Origin of the sequence: Nonomuraea sp. NPDC049607 (assembly GCF_040675375.1) — a bacterium.
Classification (GTDB): Bacteria; Actinomycetota; Actinomycetes; order Streptosporangiales; family Streptosporangiaceae; genus Nonomuraea.
The window spans coordinates 1-21,015 of sequence record NZ_JBFAOV010000005.1 but is presented as its reverse complement, the minus strand read 5'-3'; the positions used below and the strand labels follow the sequence as shown (position 1 = coordinate 21,015).

The 21,015-nt window shown below is 73.8% G+C and carries 23 protein-coding genes and 1 pseudogene; 15 read left to right on the top strand and 9 right to left on the bottom strand.

The annotated features are described in order from the left end of the window. Positions 1 to 17: 17 nt before the first annotated feature. The gene (locus tag AB0J97_RS12080) at positions 18 to 599 is read right to left on the bottom strand and encodes a TetR/AcrR family transcriptional regulator (RefSeq protein ID WP_364087433.1); all 582 of its coding nucleotides are present in this window, start codon (positions 597 to 599) and stop codon (positions 18 to 20) included. A gap of 116 nt (positions 600 to 715) precedes the next feature. Between AB0J97_RS12080 and AB0J97_RS12075 the strand changes: the two genes are divergently transcribed. Then, complete coding sequence (locus AB0J97_RS12075) at positions 716 to 1,873, top strand: NAD(P)/FAD-dependent oxidoreductase (protein ID WP_364087430.1); 1,158 nt, start codon at positions 716 to 718, stop codon at positions 1,871 to 1,873. 16 nt (positions 1,874 to 1,889) lie between these two features. Here the strand turns inward: AB0J97_RS12075 and AB0J97_RS12070 are convergent, their stop codons facing one another. Further along, positions 1,890 to 2,660 (bottom strand): methyltransferase domain-containing protein, encoded by a 771-nt coding sequence (locus AB0J97_RS12070; RefSeq protein ID WP_364087428.1) that lies wholly within the window; start codon positions 2,658 to 2,660, stop codon positions 1,890 to 1,892. A 290-nt stretch (positions 2,661 to 2,950) separates the two neighbouring features. Between AB0J97_RS12070 and AB0J97_RS12065 the strand changes: the two genes are divergently transcribed. The 5 genes from AB0J97_RS12065 to AB0J97_RS12045 all read left to right on the top strand — a co-directional run bounded on the left by AB0J97_RS12065 (position 2,951) and on the right by AB0J97_RS12045 (position 7,829). Beyond that, positions 2,951 to 3,565, top strand: coding sequence for a zinc-binding dehydrogenase (locus AB0J97_RS12065; protein ID WP_364087426.1), 615 nt, complete (start codon positions 2,951 to 2,953; stop codon positions 3,563 to 3,565). 273 nt (positions 3,566 to 3,838) lie between these two features. After that, on the top strand, positions 3,839 to 5,560 hold the full coding sequence (locus tag AB0J97_RS12060) for an ABC-F family ATP-binding cassette domain-containing protein (protein WP_364087424.1): 1,722 nt from the start codon (positions 3,839 to 3,841) through the stop codon (positions 5,558 to 5,560). Between the two features lie 117 nt (positions 5,561 to 5,677). After that, positions 5,678 to 5,857, top strand: a complete 180-nt coding sequence (locus AB0J97_RS12055; protein ID WP_364087422.1) for a hypothetical protein — start codon at positions 5,678 to 5,680, stop codon at positions 5,855 to 5,857. After that, positions 5,854 to 7,161, top strand: a complete 1,308-nt coding sequence (locus AB0J97_RS12050; protein ID WP_364087420.1) for a sensor histidine kinase — start codon at positions 5,854 to 5,856, stop codon at positions 7,159 to 7,161. Before AB0J97_RS12055 ends, AB0J97_RS12050 begins: the two co-directional genes overlap by 4 nt. Beyond that, entirely contained in the window at positions 7,158 to 7,829 is a 672-nt protein-coding gene (locus AB0J97_RS12045; protein WP_357707856.1) for a response regulator transcription factor, read from the top strand. The genes AB0J97_RS12050 and AB0J97_RS12045 overlap by 4 nt, the downstream gene beginning before the upstream one ends. Positions 7,830 to 7,831: 2 nt before the next feature. Here AB0J97_RS12045 and AB0J97_RS12040 read toward each other — a convergent pair whose 3' ends face one another. Next, complete coding sequence (locus AB0J97_RS12040; protein ID WP_357707858.1) at positions 7,832 to 8,110, bottom strand: antibiotic biosynthesis monooxygenase family protein; 279 nt, start codon at positions 8,108 to 8,110, stop codon at positions 7,832 to 7,834. Between the two features lie 58 nt (positions 8,111 to 8,168). Between AB0J97_RS12040 and AB0J97_RS12035 the strand changes: the two genes are divergently transcribed. Further along, on the top strand, positions 8,169 to 8,771 hold the full coding sequence (locus AB0J97_RS12035) for a TetR/AcrR family transcriptional regulator (RefSeq protein ID WP_364087413.1): 603 nt from the start codon (positions 8,169 to 8,171) through the stop codon (positions 8,769 to 8,771). Here the strand turns inward: AB0J97_RS12035 and AB0J97_RS12030 are convergent. Further along, on the bottom strand, positions 8,768 to 9,049 hold the full coding sequence (locus tag AB0J97_RS12030; protein ID WP_364087411.1) for an SET domain-containing protein-lysine N-methyltransferase: 282 nt from the start codon (positions 9,047 to 9,049) through the stop codon (positions 8,768 to 8,770). The two genes, AB0J97_RS12035 and AB0J97_RS12030, sit on opposite strands and share 4 nt — an antisense overlap. A 267-nt stretch (positions 9,050 to 9,316) precedes the next feature. Here AB0J97_RS12030 and AB0J97_RS12025 point away from each other — a divergent pair, with 267 nt between their 5' ends. Further along, positions 9,317 to 10,060: an SDR family oxidoreductase gene (locus AB0J97_RS12025; protein WP_357707863.1), complete on the top strand. Its 744-nt coding sequence runs from the start codon at positions 9,317 to 9,319 to the stop codon at positions 10,058 to 10,060. A 29-nt stretch (positions 10,061 to 10,089) separates the two neighbouring features. After that, positions 10,090 to 10,218, top strand: a complete 129-nt coding sequence (locus AB0J97_RS12020) for a hypothetical protein (RefSeq protein ID WP_364087409.1) — start codon at positions 10,090 to 10,092, stop codon at positions 10,216 to 10,218. 32 nt (positions 10,219 to 10,250) lie between these two features. Here the strand turns inward: AB0J97_RS12020 and AB0J97_RS12015 are convergent, their stop codons facing one another. Continuing rightward, positions 10,251 to 11,741: an FAD-dependent oxidoreductase gene (locus AB0J97_RS12015; protein WP_364087407.1), complete on the bottom strand. Its 1,491-nt coding sequence runs from the start codon at positions 11,739 to 11,741 to the stop codon at positions 10,251 to 10,253. Between the two features lie 47 nt (positions 11,742 to 11,788). Between AB0J97_RS12015 and AB0J97_RS12010 the strand changes: the two genes are divergently transcribed. The 4 genes from AB0J97_RS12010 to AB0J97_RS11995 all read left to right on the top strand — a co-directional run bounded on the left by AB0J97_RS12010 (position 11,789) and on the right by AB0J97_RS11995 (position 16,686). Beyond that, a complete protein-coding gene (locus tag AB0J97_RS12010) occupies positions 11,789 to 12,406 on the top strand; it encodes a TetR family transcriptional regulator (protein WP_357707867.1) in 618 nt (205 codons plus the stop codon). Between the two features lie 90 nt (positions 12,407 to 12,496). Beyond that, on the top strand, positions 12,497 to 13,324 hold the full coding sequence (locus AB0J97_RS12005) for an alpha/beta hydrolase (RefSeq protein WP_364087404.1): 828 nt from the start codon (positions 12,497 to 12,499) through the stop codon (positions 13,322 to 13,324). Between the two features lie 150 nt (positions 13,325 to 13,474). Continuing rightward, positions 13,475 to 15,862 (top strand): excinuclease ABC subunit UvrA, encoded by a 2,388-nt coding sequence (locus AB0J97_RS12000; RefSeq protein ID WP_364087402.1) that lies wholly within the window; start codon positions 13,475 to 13,477, stop codon positions 15,860 to 15,862. Continuing rightward, on the top strand, positions 15,859 to 16,686 hold the full coding sequence (locus AB0J97_RS11995; RefSeq protein WP_357707872.1) for a sugar nucleotide-binding protein: 828 nt from the start codon (positions 15,859 to 15,861) through the stop codon (positions 16,684 to 16,686). Before AB0J97_RS12000 ends, AB0J97_RS11995 begins: the two co-directional genes overlap by 4 nt. Positions 16,687 to 16,696: 10 nt before the next feature. Here the strand turns inward: AB0J97_RS11995 and AB0J97_RS11990 are convergent, their stop codons facing one another. Further along, positions 16,697 to 17,110: a VOC family protein gene (locus tag AB0J97_RS11990; protein WP_357707873.1), complete on the bottom strand. Its 414-nt coding sequence runs from the start codon at positions 17,108 to 17,110 to the stop codon at positions 16,697 to 16,699. A 142-nt stretch (positions 17,111 to 17,252) separates the two neighbouring features. Between AB0J97_RS11990 and AB0J97_RS11985 the strand changes: the two genes are divergently transcribed. Continuing rightward, positions 17,253 to 18,686, top strand: coding sequence for an MFS transporter (locus AB0J97_RS11985; RefSeq protein ID WP_364087399.1), 1,434 nt, complete (start codon positions 17,253 to 17,255; stop codon positions 18,684 to 18,686). 16 nt (positions 18,687 to 18,702) lie between these two features. On the opposite strand, the gene AB0J97_RS11980 is transcribed toward AB0J97_RS11985, so the two are convergent. From AB0J97_RS11980 to AB0J97_RS11970, 3 genes are all read right to left on the bottom strand, one after another. Continuing rightward, positions 18,703 to 19,572, bottom strand: a complete 870-nt coding sequence (locus AB0J97_RS11980) for a helix-turn-helix transcriptional regulator (RefSeq protein ID WP_364087397.1) — start codon at positions 19,570 to 19,572, stop codon at positions 18,703 to 18,705. Positions 19,573 to 19,606: 34 nt separating this feature from the next. Continuing rightward, the gene (locus AB0J97_RS11975) at positions 19,607 to 20,149 is read right to left on the bottom strand and encodes a hypothetical protein (RefSeq protein WP_364087395.1); all 543 of its coding nucleotides are present in this window, start codon (positions 20,147 to 20,149) and stop codon (positions 19,607 to 19,609) included. A 130-nt stretch (positions 20,150 to 20,279) separates the two neighbouring features. After that, positions 20,280 to 20,594: a hypothetical protein gene (locus AB0J97_RS11970; protein ID WP_357707879.1), complete on the bottom strand. Its 315-nt coding sequence runs from the start codon at positions 20,592 to 20,594 to the stop codon at positions 20,280 to 20,282. 227 nt (positions 20,595 to 20,821) lie between these two features. On the opposite strand from AB0J97_RS11970, the pseudogene AB0J97_RS11965 reads away from it, so the two are divergent. Further along, positions 20,822 to 21,015 (top strand): annotated as a pseudogene (locus tag AB0J97_RS11965) (hypothetical protein); the annotation flags it as partial.

Sequence of the window (21,015 nt, the reverse complement as noted above, 5' to 3'; positions counted from 1 at the left end):
GGGCCGGCGTCCGGCCGTCAGCTCGGCGGACGCCAGCCGTGCGCGAGGAGGTCGAAGACCTGCTCGACGGCCCCGCGAAGATCCTTCCGCCCCCGGGTGAGCGCCGGCGTCTCCAGGACGAACCGGGCCAGCGCGTGGCAAGCGACGTCGTCGGGGGCCACGCCCGCGTCCTCGGCGACGGCCGCGCCGAGGGCGGCGGTGTGCCGGGTCCACATCCGTTCGTAGTACTCCAGCAGCGCCGGCGTGGACTCCACCAGCGCGGTGAACTCGGCCCGCAGCGGATGGGCGGCGAGCGGCGGCCAGGACGCCAGTACGTGCCCGCGCAGCGCCTCGACGACGCTCTGCCCCTCGGGGCGCCCGCGCACCGCCGCGACCAGCTCCGCCTCCCGGTCCTCCTCCTCGTCGAAGACCAGCGCCTCCTTGCTCGGGAAGTGCTTGAACAGCGTGGTGGTCGACACGTCGGCCGCCTCGGCGACGTCCCGGACGCTCACCCGGTCGTAGCCGCGCTCCAGGAACAGCCGCAGGGCGGCGTCGGCGATGGCCTTGCGGGTGGCGGCCTTCTTGCGCTCGCGGCGGCCGGTGACGGGTGGCGTGTCCATGCCGCCCACCCTAGCAAAAGGTGGCATGAGGCAATAAGTGGACCAGTTGCACTTTTGTACTCGTTCTGCTTCTCTGGGACCGTACCCACCCGGACCCCTGAACGAGAGGTTCAGCCATGCGCTCACCCGCACCCGCCGCCGCGCGGATCCACGTCATCGGGGCAGGCCCTGGCGGGCTCACCTGCGCCCGCGTCCTGCAGCGGCACGGCATCCCCGTGACCGTGCACGAACGCGACCCTCACCCGCGGGCGCGCGACCAGGGCGGCACGCTCGACCTGCACGCCGACGACGGCCAGGTCGCCCTGCGCGAGGCCGGCCTGCTCGACGGCTTCTTCCGGCTGGCCCGCCCGGAAGGGCAGGAGATGCGCCTGCTCGACCCGGCCGGACGGCTGCTGGACCACCACGTCCCGGCCGAGGACGAGCTGTTCAAGCCGGAGATCGACCGGGGCGCGCTGCGCGACCTGCTGCTCGGCTCGCTGGAACCGGGGACCGTGCGGTGGGGCCAGGCCGTCGAGCAGGTCACCGGCCCGGCCGGCGGTCCGCGGCGGGTGCGTTTCACCGACGGCACGTCCGTCGAGGCGGACCTCGTCGTCGGGGCCGACGGCGCGTTCTCCCGCGTGCGGCCGGCGGTGTCGGCCGCCGTGCCGCGCTACACCGGGGTCACCTTCCTGGAGGCGTGGTTCCAGGACGTCGGGAACGCGCACCCCGACCTCGCCGAGCTCGTCGGCCAGGGCGGCGCCACCGCGGCCGACGGCGACCGCGCCCTGTTCGCCCAGCGCAACGGCGGCGACCACATCCGCGTCTACGTCATCCAGCGCCTGCCCGCCGGCTGGATCGCCGCGAACGGCCTGAACGCCGGCGACACCGCCGGAATCCGCTCCTGGCTGCTCGACGCCTTCTCCGGCTGGTCGCCGTCGCTGCTGCGGATGATCAGCGGCAACGACGGGCCGTACGTCGACCGTCCGCTGTTCGCGCTGCCCGTCCCGCACGCGTGGGAGCGGTCGCCGTCCGTGACCCTGCTCGGCGACGCCGCCCACCTGATGCCGCCGCTCGGCGCCGGCGCCAACCTGGCCATGCTCGACGCCTGCGAGCTCGCCCTCGCGCTGGCCGGCTCCGCCACGGTGGCCGAGGCCGTGGCCGCGTACGAGACGACCATGCTCCCGCGCGCGGCGGAGGCGGCCCGGGCCCTTGAGCACGGCGCCGAGGCTCTGCTCGAACGGCACCAGAGCGGCGAGCTCGCCGACCTCGCCGACCTCGCCCCGCCCCGCCGTTGACCCGGGCGCCGGCGGGCTAGCGTGTCGCCGCGGTCACGAACATCGGCAGGGCGAGGAACAACCGCCCGGTCCGGCCGCGCTCGCGCTGCTCGGCGAGCCAGGTCTCGGCCTGCTCGTCGGTGACGGCCCCGGCCGCGCGCGCCTTCCCGGCCAGATCGGCCAGCGCGGGCACCATCGTCGCGTCGGTGCACACCGTGGTGCGCACCTCGACGGTGACGTCGGTGAAGCCCACGTCCAGCAGGAGGTTGCGGCTGCGGCGGACCACGCGCGGGGCCCTGACGAGGTCGGCGCGGGCGTGCACGATCCGGCGGGTGAGCGCGGCGTCGCCGGAGTCGATGACGAAGGTGTCCCAGTCCTGTCCGAGCAGCACGATCCGCCCGCCGGGGGCGAGCACGCGCCGCGCCTCGGCGACGGCACGGGCCGGATCGTCCAGGACGTGGAACACCTTCTCGGCCCGGTAGCCGCGCAGCTCGCCGTCGGCGAAGGGCAGCTCGTACGCCTGCGCCACCCGGAACTCACCGGCAGGCCAGCGCCCGCCCGCCACGCTGATCATCCGCTCGTCGGGGTCGACGCCGATCGCCCGCGCGCCCCGCTCGGCCATCTCCGCCACCGCGCGGCCCGATCCGCAGCCGACGTCGGCCACCGCCGCCTCCGGGACGAGGTCGAGCAACTCGTAGGAACGCGCACGCAGCTCGCCCGCCCCGGGCATGTTGTCCGCCATGTCCAGCAGGGCGATGAGCGCGTCGGTCTCTTCGCCGGTACGGCCTGTCGTCTGGTTCTTGGTCATGTGCGGGATCCTGCGGCTTCAAGTCCACTTGAAGTCAAGTGGCCCTCCCTAGGATCGCCGGTCCTGGGAAGAGCGCTCCGTTACTCCGGCGGCCGGGTGCGGGCATGGTGGGGCGCGGCCGATCCGAGGACCGGCCCTGAGGAGGAAGAGCGGTGATCAGGCGATGAAGGCTGTGCGGTTCCACGAGTACGGCGGGATCGACGTCCTGCGGGTGGAGGAGGTCGGGCGTCCGGTGCCGGGACCGGGTCAGGTGCTGGTCGAGGTGCGCGCGGCCGGGATCCAGCCCGGCGGTGGTAGACGACGTGGCGCTGACCCTGCACCCGGCGGGACTGCCGTGGGAGGTCGCCGGGTCGTTGTACGTGGCCGGCACGACGGCGTACGCCACGGTGTTCGCGGTCGATCCCGGGCCGGGGGAGACGGTGGTGGTGTCCGGGGCGGCGGGCGGTGTCGGGTCCATCGCCGTGCAGCTCGCGCGGCGCCGGGGGGCGACGGTGATCGGGCTGGCGAGCGAGGCGAACCACGCCTGGCTGAAGGGGCACGGCGTCGTGCCGGTGGCGTACGGGGAGTGCGTGGCCGAGCGGATCCGGGCGGCCTCCGGCGGGAACGTGGACGCCTTCATCGACACCTACGGGGACGGCTACGTGGAGCTCGCGGTCGAGCTGGGCGTGCGGCCCGAGCGCATCGACACCATCTGCGACTGGGCGGGCGCGGCCAGGGGCGGCGCGCGGACGTACGGGGAGGGGGCGGCCGCCTGCGCCGTCGTGGTGGGGGAGCTGGCCCGGCTCGCCGCGCGGGGTGAGCTGGAGGTGCCGATCGCCCGCGTGTACCCGCTGGCGCGGGTGCGGGACGCCTTCGGCGAGCTGGAACGCCGCCACGCCCACGGCAAGATCGTGCTCCGGCCCTAGAGCGGGCGACGGGCGGTACGGCAGGCCGCCCGCCGTCCCCACGGGTGCGTCGCCTGCCGGGGCCGCGTAGGCTACGTCGGGAAACGCTTGTGATCCACGACCAGGAGACCGGACATGGCAGGTGACGACGACATCTCCGGGTGACACCGGAGGTTGATCGGCCCCGGCGTGAGCGCGTGAGCGCCGCCGGCGAGGCCCTGTTTCGTCGTCCCCGAATCCCTGTCCTTCTCACCGGGCGGCTTCGGCGCGCCCGCGTCCTCCTCCGAGGTTCACATGGTCTCCCACCCCTGCCCGCCGGTCAGTGACGCGCTGCTGGCCCACGATCTCGTCCGGACGCTCGGCACGCGGCGCGTGCTCGACGGCCTGTCGCTCACCGCCGCCCCCGGCCGCCGGATCGGGCTCATCGGCGAGAACGGCGCGGGCAAGTCCACCCTGCTGCGGCTGCTGGCCGGTGCGGACGAGCCCGACTCCGGCACCGTCGTACGCCCCGCCGACCTGGGCTTCCTGCACCAGGAGCTGCCGTTCGCGGCCGGTGACACGCTCGCCGACGTGCTCGACGACGCCCTGCGGGAGGCGCGGACGGACCTGGCCGAGCTCGACCGGCTCACCCGCGAGCTGGCGGGGTCGCCGGACGACGCCGCGCTGCTCGAAGCGTACGGGGCCCGGCTCGACCAGGCTCAGCAGCGCGAGTCCTGGGACGCCGACCGGCGCGCGGAGATCGTCCTCGACCGGCTGGGGCTGGGCGGCGTGCCGCGTCCGCGCGCGCTCGGGTCGTTGTCCGGCGGGCAGCGCGGTCGCCTCGCGCTGGCGGCGCTGCTGATCAGGCGGCCCGCCGCGCTCCTGCTGGACGAGCCCACCAACCACCTCGACGACGACGCCGCCGTCTTCGTGGAGGAGGAGCTGCGCGGCATGACCGGCGTGGTGGTCGTGGCCAGCCACGACCGGGCCTTCCTCGACGCCGTCTGCACGGACCTGCTCGACCTCGACCCCGCCGTGGACGGTCCCGTCCGGTACGGCGGCGGCTACAGCGCGTACCTGACGGGGAGACGCGCCGAGCGCGAACGCTGGGAGCGGCGTCACGCGGCCGAGCAGGAGGAACTGGACGAACTGCGCCGCGCCGTCGCCGTGACCGCGCGGCGGGTGGCCCAGGACGGGCTGCGCCGCGACAACGAGAAGATGGGCTACGGCCACCGCGCCGGACGCGTGCAGCAGCAGATCTCCCGGCGGGTGCGCGAGGCCGCCCGCCGGCTCGCCGAGCTGGAACGCGATCAGGTCCCCGCCCCGCCACCCCCACTCCGCCTCACCGCCCCCCTCCTCCCCCCGAAGAAGGACCCCGCCGCTCCCCGGGAAGCCCCCCTCGCCACCCGGGAAGACCTCGTCGCCGCCCGGGAAGACCCGGTTGCTCCTTGGGAGGGCCGTGGCGGCGAGCCGCTGCTGTCGGTGCGGGGCGTCGAGGTGGCGGGGCGGCTCTCGCTCGACCGGCTCGACCTGAGCCCGGGGGACCGGTTGCTGGTGACCGGCCCGAACGGCGCGGGCAAGTCCACCCTCCTCGCGATCCTGGCCGGCGACCTGGAACCGGCCGGGCGGGTACGGCGGCGGCCGGGGCTGACCGTCGGCCTGCTGCCCCAGGACACGACGTTCGAGCACCCCGCCCGCACGGTCCGGGAGACGTACGAACGAGCCCTGGGGCCGGAGCGGGCCGAGGCCGTGCCGCTGCGCTCGCTCGGCCTGATCCGCCCGCGCGACCACGGCCTGCGCGTGGGCGAGCTGTCGGTCGGCCAGCGCCGCCGCCTCGCGCTGGCGCTGCTGATCGCCGATCCGCCCGACGTCCTGCTGCTCGACGAGCCCACCAACCACCTGTCACCCGGCCTCGCCGACGAGCTGGAGGCGGCCATGGCCGAGGACGGTCCGGGCGCGGTCGTGGTGGCGAGCCACGACCGCTGGTTGCGCGACCGCTGGCGGGGCCGCCGCCTGCGCCTGCCCGTGGACGGCTGAGGTACATCCCGTAGTACCCGAGAGCTACGCGGGAAGTGAGCTCCGCAGCGGGAGGCCCGCGAGCCGGGGGATCCGTAGCGTCGAGGGGGACCGCTCCTCCGCACCGAAAGGATCCCCATGGGCACCCGTGGCCGCCGCATTCTGCTCGCCACGTCCGTCGCCGCGCTGGTGGCGGGCCCGGCGGCGTGCGTGTCGGGGGTGGCGCCGGCGAACCTCGCGCGGATCGTGACCGGCTCACCAATAAGCTGGACCAAGGGTGCAAGCCGGGACGTAAGGAACATGGGCGAGGGCGGATGAGCAGGCTGCGGAAGGCCCTCGCGACCCTGCGCGCGGATCTGTGGACGACGGCCCTTGACCCCCTGCCCCGCATGGGCGGGCCGCGCGCCCTGTCCCGGCTGCCGCACGCCGTCGTCGTCCTGTACGCGACGGCCATGGGCCTGTACCCCGGCGGAGAGGGCATCGACCCGACCGTCCCGCTGCTGGCCATGGCCATGGCGGCGGCCATGGTGCTGGCGATGTGGCGGCCGGTGCCCGCCTGGTGGGCGACGATCGTGCTCATGGTCGCCGGGGCGCGGGCGGGCATGGTCTACGTGGCGAATGATCTGAGCTTCCCCTGGACGGTGCATCCCGAGGCGTACGAGGGGCTGCCCTTCTCGCAGGCCAGACCGCTCGCCTTCCCGTGGACGGGCTCCGGCGTCGCCCTGCAGGCCGGCGTGCTGTTCCTGCTGGCGCTGCGGGTACGCCCCCGCGTCGCCGTCAAGGCGCTGGCGATCACCGCGCTGACCGGGGTGGCGATCGTGGCGCTCATGCCGGAGGCCAACGGGGGCGGGCTGGGGGTGACGGCCCTGATGGCCGACGCGGTCGCGGTCGCCGTCGGGGCCGGGGTGCGCCAGCTCAGGACGACCCGTACCCGGCTGGAGGCCCAGGAGGGGCTGACCGCCGAGGAACGGGCCCGCCGCACGCTGCTGGAGGAGCGCAGCAGGATCGCCCGCGAGCTGCACGACGTGGTCGCCCACCACATGTCGGTGATCTCCATCCAGGCGCAGGTCGCGCCGCACCTGGTGAACGACCCGCCGCAGGAGCTGAGGGAGAACCTGGCGGGCATCCGCCAGAACGCCGTCGAGGCGCTGACCGAGCTGCGCCGGGTCCTGGGCGTGCTGCGCGCGCAGGACCAGCCGGGCGACGCGCCGCAGCCCACGCTCGACCGGCTGGACGAGCTGCTGGCGAACGTGCGCGGCGCGGGCGTCACGCTCACCGCCGAGATCGCCGGGCGGGCGCGTCCGCTGTCGCCGGGCGTGGAGCTGTCGGCGTACCGGATCGTGCAGGAGGCGCTCAGCAACGCCATGCGGCACGCGCCCGGCGCGGCGGTGACGGTCCGGCTGGAGTACCGGCCGGGCTCGCTCGCGATCAGGGTCGTCAACGGCCCGCCCGGCAGGCCGGCGCGGCCCTCGCCCGGCGCCGGGCACGGGCTGCTCGGCATGCGCGAGCGCACCGCCATGCTGGGCGGCGACCTGGTCGCCGGGCCCACGCCGGCGGGCGGTTACGAGGTCAGCGTGTTCCTGCCGGTCGACCAGGAGAAAGGCATCCAGGCCACCTCATGACGAGCATCCGCGTGCTCATCGCCGACGACCAGGTCATGGTCCGTCAGGGCTTCACCGTGCTGCTCAACGCCGAGCCCGGGATCGAGGTCGTGGGTCAGGCCGTCAACGGGCTCGACGCCGTCGCCCAGGTCGCCGAGCTGGACCCCGACGTCGTCCTCATGGACGTGCGCATGCCCGAGCTCGGCGGCATCGAGGCCACCCGCCGGATCGCCGCCCGTCCGGACGCGTCGGCGAAGGTGCTGGTCCTGACCACGTTCGACCTCGACGACTACGTCTATGAGGCCCTGCGCGCCGGGGCGTCCGGTTTCCTGCTCAAGGACGCCTCGGCGGCCGAGCTGGCCCACGCGGTGCGGGTGGTGGCGGCCGGCGACGCGCTGCTGGCCCCGAACCTCACCAAGCGCCTGATCGCCGAGTTCACCCGGGTCAGCGGCGCGCGGCGCGCGCCGCTGAAGGAGCGCGTGGGCGACCTGACCGAGCGCGAGACCGAGGTGCTGTCGCTGATCGCGCAGGGCCTGTCGAACGCCGAGATCGCCGAGCGCCTGGTGGTCGCCGAGCAGACGGTCAAGACCCATGTGAGCCGGATCCTGGTCAAGCTCGGGCTGCGTGACCGTACGCAGGCGGCGGTCTTCGCGTACGAGACGGGGCTCGTCCGCCCCTCGGGCTACTAGCCTCAGGCGGCGACCAGCCGGACGATCTCGCGCGGCCGGGCCTCGCGCTCGTCGAAGGCCACGTCGACGTCGGCGGTCCCGAGCGCGGCCAGCGACGCGGCGAACGCCTCGTCGGACTCCCAGCGCACGATGGAGACCACCGCGTCCTCCGACAGCCAGCACTCGGCCGACAGGCAGCCGGGCATGCCCCGGAACGCCTCGGCCACCTTGCGCACCCGCCCGACGAACTCCTCCCGGTACGCGGCCTGCGGGTAGTGCTTGGCGATCATCGCGACGTTCATGGAATTCTCCTCTGTGTTGGTCAACATAGAATATGATTGTTAGCACAGAGGAGGTGGCATGACAACGCGACGGGAACAGACCAGCAACGAGAGCCGCGAGCTGATCCTCAACGCGGCGGCCGAGCTGTTCGCCGAGAAGGGCTACCGGCAGACCACGTTCCACGACGTGGCCCGGAGCTCGGGCATCAGCCGCGGCTCCATCCCATGGCACTTCGGCGGCAAGGAGGGCCTGCTGCTGGCCGTGCTCGAACGTTCGGTGGCCAGGGTGCGCGACGGCCTGGCCGCCGTCCCCGAGACCGGCGATCCGGGGTTCGAGCCGTTCGACCAGGGGGTCGGCGCGCTGTTCGCCCTTCCGACCACCAAGCTCTTCGTCACCCTGCTGGTCGAGGCGCTGGAGCCCGGCTCGCCCGTCCGCGACCGCTACGTCGAGATCCACGAGGCGCTGCGCGACCACTGCCGGCGCTGGCTCGAACGCCTCCCGCTGCCGCCTGGCCTGCCGGCGGAGGCCCTGGCCGTCGCGCTCGTCGGCGCCGGCATCGGCGTCCACCAGCAGTGGCTGCTCGCCCCGGAACGCGTCGACCACGCCGAGGCCCTGGCCGCCCTCCGCGCCCTGGTCGCCGCACTCCTGCCCCCGCGCACGACTGACCGCGGCGCGGGCTAACCTTCCGCGCGGTCGGCCGCGATGCGGGCGAGCAGGGGCGGGGTCCAACGGTCGCCGTACGCGGCCCGCAGCCGGGGCAGCCGCCAGTCGCCGCCGGTCACGCGTCCGCGGCACAGGGACGTGCCGCACCGGCAGGGCATCGCCCACGTCCCGACCCCGCTGTGGGTGGCGTAGTCGATCGTCAGCTCCTCGCCGGGATCGAGGTCGCTGCGCGCGGCCACCGTGGTCGCGTCGAGGTGCCACAGGGTGGGGTCGCAGGAGTGGTTGCCGAAACGCACCGGGTGATCGGGCGGACGGCGAACAGGCCGGTGCCGTGGATCGCGGAGGGCCGGGCCAAGGCGCTCGGGCTGAGCCGGCTCCGGGTCGCGTACGCGTCGCTCAAGGCGGGGTCCTTCCAGGGCGGGGATCTCTCGTCCCGATCATCTCCCGGGTCGTCCGGACAGGACAGGACATCGACGGGTAATGGACGCGTCATGGCCGGTGCCGCCGGGCCGCGGACTGGACATGTCACCAGAGGGGTTGCCCCGGGCGAAAGGGAGGTCGTCATGAAGATCGTCGTGATCGGCGGGACCGGTCTGATCGGGTCGAAGCTCGTGAACAAGCTGGCCGGGGAGGGGCACGAGGCGGTCGCCGCGTCCCCGAGGACGGGCGTCGACGCCGTCACGGGGGAGGGGCTGGCCGAGGTCCTGGAGGACGCGTCGGTCGTCGTGGACGTCTCCAACTCGCCGTCGTTCGAGCGCGCGGCGGCCCTGGAGTTCTTCGAGAGCTCCACGGGCAACCTGATGGCGGCCGAGGCCGCGGCGGGCGTCGGCCACCACGTCGCGCTGTCGGTCGTGGGCGCCGAGCGCATGCCCGACAACGGCTACTTCGCCGCGAAGATCGCCCAGGAGCGGCTGATCGAGAAGTCGGGGATCCCGTACTCGCTGGTGCACGCGACGCAGTTCTTCGAGTTCGTGCGCGCCATCGCCGACGCGTCCACCGTGGACGGCGAGGTGCACATCGCGCCCGTGCTGTTCCGGCCGATCGCGGGCGACGACGTCGCGGCGGCCGTCGGCCGGGTCGCGACCGGGACGCCGCTGAACGGCCGGATCGAGATCGCCGGCCCCGAGCAGTACCGCATGGACGAGTTCTTCCGCAACGCCCTGGCCGGTCTCGGTGACCCGCGCGAGGTGGTCAGGGACGTGCACGCCCGCTACTTCGGCAGCGAGCTGAGCGAGCGCTCGCTGGTGCCCGGCGACGACGCCGTCCTGGGGCGGACCACGTACCAGGACTGGGCCGTCGCCCAGTAGGCCGCCGGCGGCCGGGAAGGAGGGCCCGCATGTCCCAGGACGTACCGGGGAGGCCGCGTTCGACGGCCCGGCGGACGGCGCTGACCGTGCTGCAGGAGGTCCGTCCGGGGTTCGGGTTCGTGCCGGATCCGCGCGCCGCCCGCCGCGTCCAGGGCTGAGCGCCGCCCGGAGCGCGGTCAGAACAGCGCGGTCAGAACCAGGTGGCCAGGGCCTCCTCCAGCGCCGCGTCCGGTGCGTCGCCCGCCCAGGCGACGACGCCGTCGGGCCGGACCAGCAGGCCGGCGAAGTCGCGGACGTCCACCGGCTTGGCCGCCAGCAGCGGCACGCGCGGGTCGGCGGCCAGGCCGGCCCCGAGGTCCAGCAGCAGCCCCCGCCCGTCGTGGAGATGGTCGCCGACCCGGCTGCCGTCGGCCAGCTCCAGGTCGGGGACGCTCCGGCCGACCAGCGGATGGTCGCCGGGCAGCTCGTAGCGCTGCCAGACGCCCGAGAGCCGCTTGACGAAGTACGTGGTGCCCTCGGTCGTGCCGATCAGGTCGGACACGACGGCCCGCAGCGCCCGGGGACCGGCCTCGGGCCGCATGAGCTGCACCTGGGCGCGGGTCCAGTCGAGCACCCACGCGCCGATGGGGTGGCGTTCGGCGGTGTAGGTGTCGAGCAGCGCCTCGGGCGAGCGGCCCCGGACCACGGCGGCGAGCTTCCATCCGAGGTTGACGGCGTCGCCGATGCCCAGGTTGAGCCCCTGACCGCCGAAGGGCGAGTGGACGTGCGCCGCGTCGCCGGCCAGCAGGACCCGGCCGAGCCGGTAGGTGGTGGCCTGGCGGGCGTTGTCGGTGAAGCGGGTGGCCGTCCTGACGCCGGTGACGGTGACGTCCACGCCGGAGACGGCCCGCAGGCTGGCCTGGAGCTCCTCGGCGGTGACCGGCGTGGTGCGGTCCTCGGGCGGTCCGTCGAACTCGACGGTGAGGATGCGGCCGGGGGTCGGCCCGTTGGCGTAGGTGCCGGTGTCGGTGTGGTTCCAGCCCGCGGCCAGCCCTTCGGCGCCCTCCATCGTCACGACGGCCTGGTGGCCGGTGATCAGCGGGGGCGTGCCGGGGAAGTCGAAGCCGGCCAGGCGGCGCACCGTGCTGCGGCCGCCGTCGCAGCCCACCAGCCACCCGCAGCGGAACTCCCGCTCGCCCGCCCGCACGACGACGCCGTCGGCGGCGGCCTCGAAGCCGGTCAGCTCCACGCCGCGCAGCACGTCCACGCCGAGTTCGGCGGCCCGTTCGCCGAGCACCCGCTCGATGTCCTGCTGCCGGATGCCGGTGAGGCGGGTGGCCGGCCCGCGGTCGGCGAAGTCGGGGTCGCTCTCGTCCACCAGCTCGCTGAGCAGCCACAGCCCGGCGAAGTGCCCGGCGAAGGAGGACACCTTGGGCTGCTCGGCCGCCGCCGCCCCGCCCCGCTGCGCCATGAACGCCTGGATCGCCTTCATGGTCTCGGCCTGCGCCTCCTCCAGCACGGGGAACAGCCCGCGCCGGTAGAACGCCTCCGCCGTGGGCGTGTTGACCGAGCCCGCCTTGACCGTCTGGTCGATGTCGGTCAGCCGCTCCAGCACCGCCACGCGGACGCCGTGCAACCGCAGCTCACAGGCGAGCATCAGCCCCACGGGACCGCCACCGGAAATGATCACGTCGTAGTCCATGGCGAAAACTATACCCGACTAAATTTTGAGTGCGATACACTTTTTCTGTGAAAGAGACCCCATCGCTCCGCGAACGCAAGAAGGCCGAGACCCGCAAGCGCATCTCCGACCACGGCTCGATGCTCTTCTACGAACGCGGCTTCGACGAGGTGACCATCGGCGAGATCGCCGAGGCGGCGGACGTCTCCAAGGTGACGGTGTTCAACTACTTCCCCCGCAAGGAGGACATCTTCTTCGACCGCATCCCCGAGCTGGTCGACCTGGTCACCGAGACCGTCCGGGGCCGCCGGCCGGGCGAGCCGGTGCTGTCCGCGCTGCGGGACATGCTCGTCCGGCACGCGCGCGAGGGCCACCCGCTCGGCGGGATCGACGACCGGTTCGTGCACTTCTTCCGGGTGGTGATCGGCTCCGCGGCGCTGCGGGCCCGCGCCAGGGAGATCGCCGACGAGCTGGAGGCCGTGCTCGCGGCCCTGATCGACGAGTCCGGCGAGGGGCTGCCCGGCCGGTTGACCGCGGCCATGCTCGTCGGCGCGTTCCGCTCGGCCTACCTGACCGCCGCGGCCCGCCAGCTGGCCGGGGAGAGGGCCGCCGGCGTGCTCGCCGACCACGTCGCCGCCGTGGACCTGGCGTTCGAGGTGCTGGAACGGGGGCTGGCCGGTACGTAGGCGACGGCATTACCTGGCACGTAATCGACGGCATGACCTGCCCCGCGCGAGAGTTCTTCCGTAAGCGCGAGGACTTTGCGGGAGGATCACATGCCGTACTTCGACAGCCACGACGGGACCAGCCTGTTCTACACCGACTGGGGGCAGGGCGAGCCTGTCGTGTTCGTGGCCGGGGCCTGGCTCAGCAGCAGCTCATGGGAGTTCCAGATGATGCCGATGTCGGAGAGCGGCCTGCGCTGCGTCGCCTTCGACAAGCGCGGCCACGGCCGCTCCGACTGGCCCGGCCACGGATACGACTACGACAACCTCGCCGACGACCTGGCGGCGCTGCTGGACCACCTCGACCTGCGCGGCGTGACGCTGGTGGCGCACTCGATGGGCTGCGGCGAGGTGATCCGCTACCTGTCCCGCCACGGGGACGACCGGGTGAGCCGGATCGTGCTGATCTCGCCCACCGCGCCCCTGGCCGTCAGGACGCCCGACAACCCCGACGGCGTCGACCAGGCCCGCTTCGACGCCGTCGCGGCCGACCGCGCCAAGGACCGCCCGAGGTGGCTGGCCCAGAACGCCCAGGCGTTCTTCGCCACGCACCTGGGCAACAAGATCTCCTCCGAGCTCGTCGAGTGGACCGTGCAGCGCTGCCTCGACTGCTCGGCCAGGGCCGCCCACGAGGTCGTCAGGACCGGCGTCTGCACCGACCTGCGCGAGGAGAGCGCCGCCGTCCGCGTGCCGACCCTGATCATCCACGGCGACGCCGACGCCTCGGCCCCCGTCTGGCTGTGCGGGCGGCGGCTGGCGAAACTGGTGCCGGGCAACGTCTACCACGAGTACGCCGGGGCCGGGCACGGCATCTTCATCACCCACGCCGACCGGCTCAACCAGGACGTGCTCGACTTCATCGCCGGCACCGGCCGCTGAACGCCGTCTCCGCGGGAGGGCGGGCGCACCGGTCAGGAACGGAGAAGCACCCGCCTCCGAACCCCCGCTACCGTGGGGTCATACCCTCGTAGCTGGTCGGATCCGCTCAGGCGACGCAGGCGGGGGCCCCGCGCGAGAGATGGAGAAACGATGAGCACGCACACGCCGCCCGAGCGGCAGGTCGCCGACAGCCACGATCTGATCCGGGTCCACGGCGCGCGCGAGAACAACCTCAAGGACATCAGCGTCGAGATCCCCAAGCGCCGGCTCACGGTGTTCACCGGCGTGTCCGGCTCGGGCAAGAGCTCCCTGGTGTTCGCCACGATCGCCGCCGAGTCGCAGCGGCTGATCAACGAGACCTACAGCACGTTCGTCCAGGGCTTCATGCCGACGCTGGCCCGGCCCGAGGTGGACGTGCTCGAAGGGCTGACCACCGCGATCATCGTCGACCAGCAGCGCATGGGCGCCGACCCCCGCTCCACCGTCGGCACCGCCACCGACGCCAACGCGATGCTGCGCATCCTGTTCAGCCGGCTCGGGCAGCCGCACATCGGCTCGCCCAACGCCTACTCCTTCAACGTGCCCTCGGTCCGCGCGACCGGCGCGATCACCGTCGAGCGCGGCTCCAGCAAGACGGTCCGGCAGAGCTTCACCCGCCTGGGCGGCATGTGCCCCCGCTGCGAAGGCCGCGGCACGGTCTCCGACATCGACCTCACCCAGCTCTACGACGACTCCAAGTCGCTGGCCGGCGGCGCCTTCACCATCCCGGGCTGGAAGTCCGACAGCTTCTGGACCGTACGCGTCTACGCCGAGTCGGGGCTGCTCGACCCCGACAAGCCGATCCGCGACTTCACCAAGCGGGAGATGCAGGACTTCCTCTACCGGGAGCCGACCAAGGTCAAGGTCGAGGGCGTCAACCTCACCTACGAAGGGCTCATCCCGAAGATCCAGAAGACATTCCTGTCCAAGGACAAGGAGGGCATGCAGCCGCACATCCGCGCCTTCGTCGAACGGGCGGTCACCTTCACCACCTGCCCCGAGTGCGACGGCACCCGGCTCAGCGCCGAGGCCCGGTCCTCGAAGATCGACGGCGTCAGCATCGCCGACGCCTGCCGGATGCAGATCACCGACCTGGCCGCGTGGATCCGCGGCCTCGACCGGCCGTCCGTGGCGCCGCTGCTGGCCACCCTGGGCCGTACGCTCGACTCCTTCGTCGAGATCGGGCTCGGCTACCTGTCCCTCGACCGGCCGGCCGGCACGCTGTCGGGCGGCGAGGCCCAGCGCGTCAAGATGATCCGGCATCTCGGCTCCTCCCTCACTGACACCACGTACGTCTTCGACGAGCCCACCATCGGCCTGCACCCCCACGACATCCAGCGGATGAACGGCCTGCTGGCCAGGCTGCGCGACAAGGGCAACACCGTGCTCGTCGTCGAGCACAAGCCGGAGGCCATCGCCGTCGCCGACCACGTCGTCGACCTCGGCCCCGGCGCCGGCACCGAGGGCGGCACCGTCTGCTTCGAGGGCACCGTCGAGGGGCTGCGGGCCAGCGGCACGGTCACCGGCCGCCACCTCGACGACCGCGCCCACCTGAAGGAGGAGGTGCGCAAGCCCACCGGAGCGCTGGAGATCCGCGGCGCGGACAAGCACAACCTGCGCGACGTCGACGTCGACATCCCGCTCGGGGTGCTGGTCGTCGTCACCGGCGTGGCCGGTTCCGGCAAGAGCTCGCTCGTGCACGGGTCCGTCCCGGCGGGCGCGGGCGTGGTGTCGATCGACCAGAGCCCGATCCGCGGCTCGCGGCGCAGCAACCCGGCCACCTACACCGGCCTGCTCGACCCGATCCGCAAGGCGTTCGCCAAGGCCAACGGTGTCAAGCCGGCCCTGTTCAGCGCCAACTCCGAGGGCGCCTGCCCCAACTGCAACGGCGCCGGCGTCATCTACACCGACCTGGGCGTGATGGCCGGCGTCGCCACCGTGTGCGACGAGTGCGAGGGCAGGCGCTTCCAGGCCGAGGTGCTGGAGTACCGCTTCGGCGGCCGGGACATCAGCGAGGTGCTGGCGATGCCGGTGACCGAGGCCGAGGCATTCTTCGGCGCGGGCGAGGCGCGCACCCCGGCCGCGCACGCCATCCTCGGCCGGCTCGCCGACGTCGGGCTCGGCTACCTGAGCCTCGGCCAGCCGCTCACCACGCTGTCCGGCGGCGAGCGGCAGCGGCTCAAGCTGGCCACCCAGATGGCCGACAAGAGCGGCAGCGTCTACGTGCTCGACGAGCCCACCACCGGCCTGCACCTCGCCGACGTCGAGCAGCTTCTCGGCCTGCTCGACCGGCTCGTCGACGGCGGCAAGTCGGTGATCGTCATCGAGCACCACCAGGCGGTCATGGCGCACGCCGACTGGATCATCGACCTCGGCCCCGGGGCCGGCCACGACGGCGGCCGGGTCGTCTTCGAGGGCACCCCCGCCGACCTCGTCGCCGCCCGTTCCACGCTGACCGGCGAGCACCTGGCGGCCTACGTCGGGGCCACGAACCCGTGAGGCTGCTCGTCGTCGGCGGCAGCGGCTTCCTGGGCGGCGAGCTCGTCCGGCAGGGCGTGGCGGCCGGGCACGAGGTGGCCGCGACCTGCCACAGCCGTCCCGGGGAGGCGTCCGGCGTCGCGTGGTCGCCGCTCGACGTGCGCCGGCGCGCCGACGTCGAGGCGCTGGTCGCCGAGGTCCGGCCGGACGCGGTCGTCAACGCCACCTCCCGGCAGCACGACTGGGCGACCATGGCCACCGGGGCGGCGAACGTCGCCCTGGCCGCCGCCGCGGCGGGCGGTCACCTGGTCCACGTCTCCAGCGACGCCGTCTTCTCCGGGGCCGCGACCCGCTACGACGAGACGTGCCTCCCCGACCCGATCAGCCCGTACGGCGCGGCCAAGGCGGCCGCCGAGACGGCCGTGGCCGCGGTCGCGCCGGACGCGGTGATCGCCAGGACGTCGCTGATCGTCGGCGCCGGCTCGCCGCACGAGGCGCTGGTGCACGCCCTGGCCACCGGCCGGACGAAGGGCGCGCTGTTCACCGACGACGTGCGATGCCCGGTGCACGTCGCCGACCTCGCGGCGGCCCTCCTGGAACTGGCCGCCTCCGGCCGGTCCGGCGTCCACCACGTCGCCGGGGCCGACGCGCTGAGTCGGTACGAACTGGGCCTGCTCGTCGCCCGCCGCGACGGCCTCGACCCGGACCGGATCCCGGCGGGCCTGCGCGCCGGGTCGGGCGTGCCCGGCCCGCTGGACGTGCGCCTCGACTGCGCCGCCACCCGGCGGGCGCTGCGGACCGAGCTGCGCGGCGCGCGACGGTTCCTCGACGCGGCCCGCCCCTGACCTCGCCGCCTCAGAGCCGCTGGTTGATGCGGATCAGGTTGCCCGCCGGGTCGCGTACGGCGCAGTCGCGCACCCCGTACGGCTGCTCGGCCGGCTCCTGGACGATCTCCGCCCCGTTGGCCGCCAGCCGGTCGAAGACGGCGTCGAGGTCGTCCGTGGACAGGTTGATGCCGGCGAAGGTGCCCTTGGCCATCATCTCGACGATGGTGCGGCGCTCGTCCTCGGTGATCCCGCAGCCGTCGGGGACCGGCGGCTGCAGCACGATCGACGTGCCGGGCTGGCCTGCGGGGCCGACGGTGATCCAGCGCATCCCGTCGTAGCCGACGTCGCCGCGCACCTCGAAGCCGAGCGCGTCGCGGTAGAAGGCCAGGGAGGCGTCCGGGTCGTCGTGGGGGAGGTAGCTGGAGTGGATGGTGATGTCCATGCCGGTCACGCTAGCCGCGCCCCGCCTGGCGGCGCTTCTCCGTTCCTGACCGCCGTCCGGCCGCGCGCTCAGCCTGCATCTGGCAGAGGTACCTTCAACAGGGCGCTGGCTGGACTCCTGGCGGCGCCGCAGGCTTGCCGGCATGACAGAGACCTTGCGGAGCGACGCGCGGCTGGGGCTGCGCGGCCGGCTCATCCTGATCACCTTGTGCGGTGCGACGTTCATGACCGGCCTCGACTATTCGATCATCACGGTGGCGTTGCCGGAGATCGGCCGGGACCTGGGCTTCGCCACCGCTTCCGGCCTGCAGTGGGTGGCCACCGCCTGCCTGCTGCCCACGGCCGCGTTGATGCCCCTGTTCGGGCGGGCCTCCGACACGCTGGGCCGGCGCCGCCTGTTCATCGCCGGAGTGCTGACGTTCGCGGCGTTCTCGCTGCTGGCGGGCCTCGCGCCGACCCCCGGCCTGCTGGTCGCGGCGCGGGCCGGGCAGGGCGTGGCGGCGGCCATGATCGGCCCGACCGCGCTGGCCCTGATGACCGCCGCCTTCCCCGAAGGGCCGCGGCGGACGCGGGCGCTGGGCGTCAACGGCGCCCTGCTCTCGCTGGGGTTCGTCATCGGCACGATCGGTGGCGGGCTCATCACCAGCGGACTGAACTGGCGCTGGACGATGCTCATCCTGTTCGGCATCGGCGTCCTCGTGGTGGCGGGCGCGTTCGCCGTGGTCCGCGAGAGCGCCGCCAGGCAGCGGACCCGGCTGGACGTGCCGGGCGCACTGCTGGCCGCCGCCGGTCTGTTCGCCCTGGTCTTCGGCATCTCCGCCGGCGACGGGGACGGCTTCGTGACGCCGGTGATCCTGCTCGCCGCGGCGGCCCTGCTGGGCGCGTTCCTCGTCGTCGAGTCCCGGCACCCCGCCCCCCTGGTGCCCCTGCGCCTGCTGCGCCGCCGGACCGTCACGTGGGGGATGACGATCGGGCTGGTGACGTTCGGCATGTGCGGCGGGGCGACGCTGCTGCTCAGCATCTACATGCAGGACGTGCTCGGCTGGTCGCCGTTGCGGACGGGGCTCGGCTTCCTGGGCGAGGGCGTCGCCGCGCTGCTCGCCGGCACCGTCGCGGCCCGGCTGATCGGCGCCAGGGGCACCGCCGCGACCATCGTGCTCGGCCTGGTCGTGCAGGCCGCCGGCACGGCGGCGATGGTGCTGCTGCCGGCCCAGGGCGGGCTGCCGGTGCTGCTGGCCACCTCGGCGGCCATGGGCTTCGGGCACGTGCTGACCGTGGTGGCCGCCATCACCACGATCACCTCCGGCCTGGACGAGGCCGACCAGGGCGTGGCCGGCAGCCTCGCGCAGCTGCCCACGTTCGTCGGAGCCGTGGGCGTGGCGGGGCTGATCGCCGTCGTGGCCGCGCGCACCGAGGCCCTCGTCCCGGTCACCACCCGCGTGCTGGCGACGCTGGGCGGGCTGCACGCCGCCTTCGTCGTGGCGGGGGCGGTCGCCCTGCTCGGCGCGGCGGCCGCCGCGCTGCTCCCGCGCCGCGCCCCCGCCGCACGCCCCGCCGCCCGCCGCCTCGCCGCCTGATGGGCGACGCGACCGGTCAGGCGCCGGCGAGCCGGTGCGACGGGACGGGTCGGGCGGCGACGAGTTCGATCAGGCGGCCCAGTCGCTCCGCCGACGGCGATCCGGGCTCGGCCTGGAACACCGTCACCCCCTGGCCCTCGTCGTCGGGCGTGCGCAGCAGCTCGGCGGTGAGGGTCATGACGCCCACCTCCGGATGCCGGTAGTCGCGGGAGATGGAGGCGCAGTTGCTGACCGGATGCTCCGACCACATCTCCCGGAACTCCGGGCTGCGCACCAGCAGCTCCTCGACCAGGCCGGTCACGCCCTCGTCGCCGGGGAACCTGGACAGCGACCCCTGCAGGTACGCGATGTCGTCCCGGGCCTTGCCCGGCCAGTCCACGTACAGGCGGCGGGCGAAGTCCAGCTCCAGGAAGTCCATGAGGATGAAGTTGGGTCGCTCCTCGGCGTCGAAGGCCCAGTGGGGGGCCAGCAGGGCGTGCGCAGGCCGGTTCCAGGCCAGGATGTCGCCCCGCCGGCCCACCGCGATCGCCGGCGCCCCGGCGAAGGAGTCGACCATGAGCCTGATGCCGGGACGCAGCCGCTCGGGCCGGACCCGTTCCCTGGCCCGCGCGACCCTGGCCAGCCGGTGCAGGTGCCTGACCTCGTCCTCGTCCAGGCGCAGCACGCGGGCGATCGCGTCCAGCACGTCGTCGGAGACGTTCGGGCTCTGCCCCTGCTCCAGACGCGTGTAGTAGCCGACGCTGACCCCGGCCAGCGGGGCCACCTCCTCCCTGCGCAGCCCCGCCACCCGGCGGTGGCGGACGCCGTGACTCAGCCCCAGCTCCTCGGGGCTGAGCCGGGCACGACGGGAACGAAGGAACTCACCAAGCGCGGACCCGGGATACATGGCTCCACAGAATGGCAGAAGCCTCGCGAACGGGTCAGCTGTGGCCCGGGGCGGGCGTGCTCCCCGGTTCCAGCGGCAGCACCGGGATGCGCAGGGTGGTCGTGCCGGTGGTCAGGCGGAAGGTGACGTCGATCGGCGTGGCGCCGAGCGGACGGTCGATGTCCAGGACCTCCAGGTGCGGACGGCTCTGCCCCTCCTGGAGCGAGACGGTCGAGCGAGCCGGCACCGTCACGTTGACGTCCTGCTGCGGCGCACCCGGCCCCGCGCGGTAGACGACCTTCCTGGCGTGCACGGTGGTGACGCCGTCGAGCTTCTGGGGCTGGTCGCTCTCGTTGACCAGCGTCAGGTAGAGGCCCAGGTCGTCGCCCGCCTTCTGCCGGTCCATGGGCGGGGCCAGGATGTGCACGTGCAGCAGCCGCATCGCGCCCACCTGCCCGTCGACCAGCCCCTCCCTGGACGTGCCCTGGGGGAGGGGCGACTCCCGCTGCCCCGGGTTGCAGGCCGGCAGGAGCGCCAGCACGCAGAGGGCCGACAGGAAGGGCAGCAGCGCTCGCGGGCCCCGTGGTGATGTCCTCATGTTCGTGCCTTCGTGTGGTGTGAGGCCGGTGACGAGGCCACAGCGCGGGCCCGCTCGCACGAGCGCCGCCTGCGGGGGGTTGACCGCAACCACGATGTACCCCCTTGACCGGGCACCATGCCGGACGCGCCTACCCGCCGGAGTCGCGGTAGAAGCTCAGCCCGGCGTGCTCGGGATCGGTGTAGACCTTCACCGTCCCGTCCGGGTACGCGGCGAACGGCAGGACGACGCCGTCCGGGCACGGGTGCAGGAACATCAGCGTCGGCCCCACGACGACGAACGAACGGGCCTGGGGCGTGGCGTGCTCGGAGCCGTGCTCGGCACGCCAGCTGGCCACCCGGTCGGCCGCGCCGGGCTGCCGGGCGACGTCCTCCACTTTCCCGATCAGGTCCTCGATGGCGACCTGGTCGAGGATCTCGACCTGCACCTGCTGCGGTTCCCCCATGCCGTTCTTCCTTGGCTCGTGTCCTGCCCGCTCCCCGCCCACCCCGGGATGAGCGGCCTACCCCCTGCCCGGTCCGGCGAAACGGCGCAGGTCAGAGCCCTGATCGTGCGGCGGGCGCGGCACGGCGTCCCCGCCTCGGCCACCGGGCGGATCACCGGCGGCGGCGGTGACGATAGACCGCGTCCCGGCCGGGCAGAGAAGGGGGTTTCTCAGGTTCAGGAGCCCCCATGTCTGGTGATCAGTTCACGCCCTCCGCCCCGCCGGGCGAACCCGGCGCGGCCGGCCGGGACGGCCACGCGTCCGGCCCGCGACCGGACGCGCCGGGCCTGCCCATCGGCAGGGCCCGACGGCCCGTCGGCCGCCACCCCCTCGTATTCGGGTTCACCGCCCCGCTCGGGGTTCTGACCGCCGGGCTGCTGGT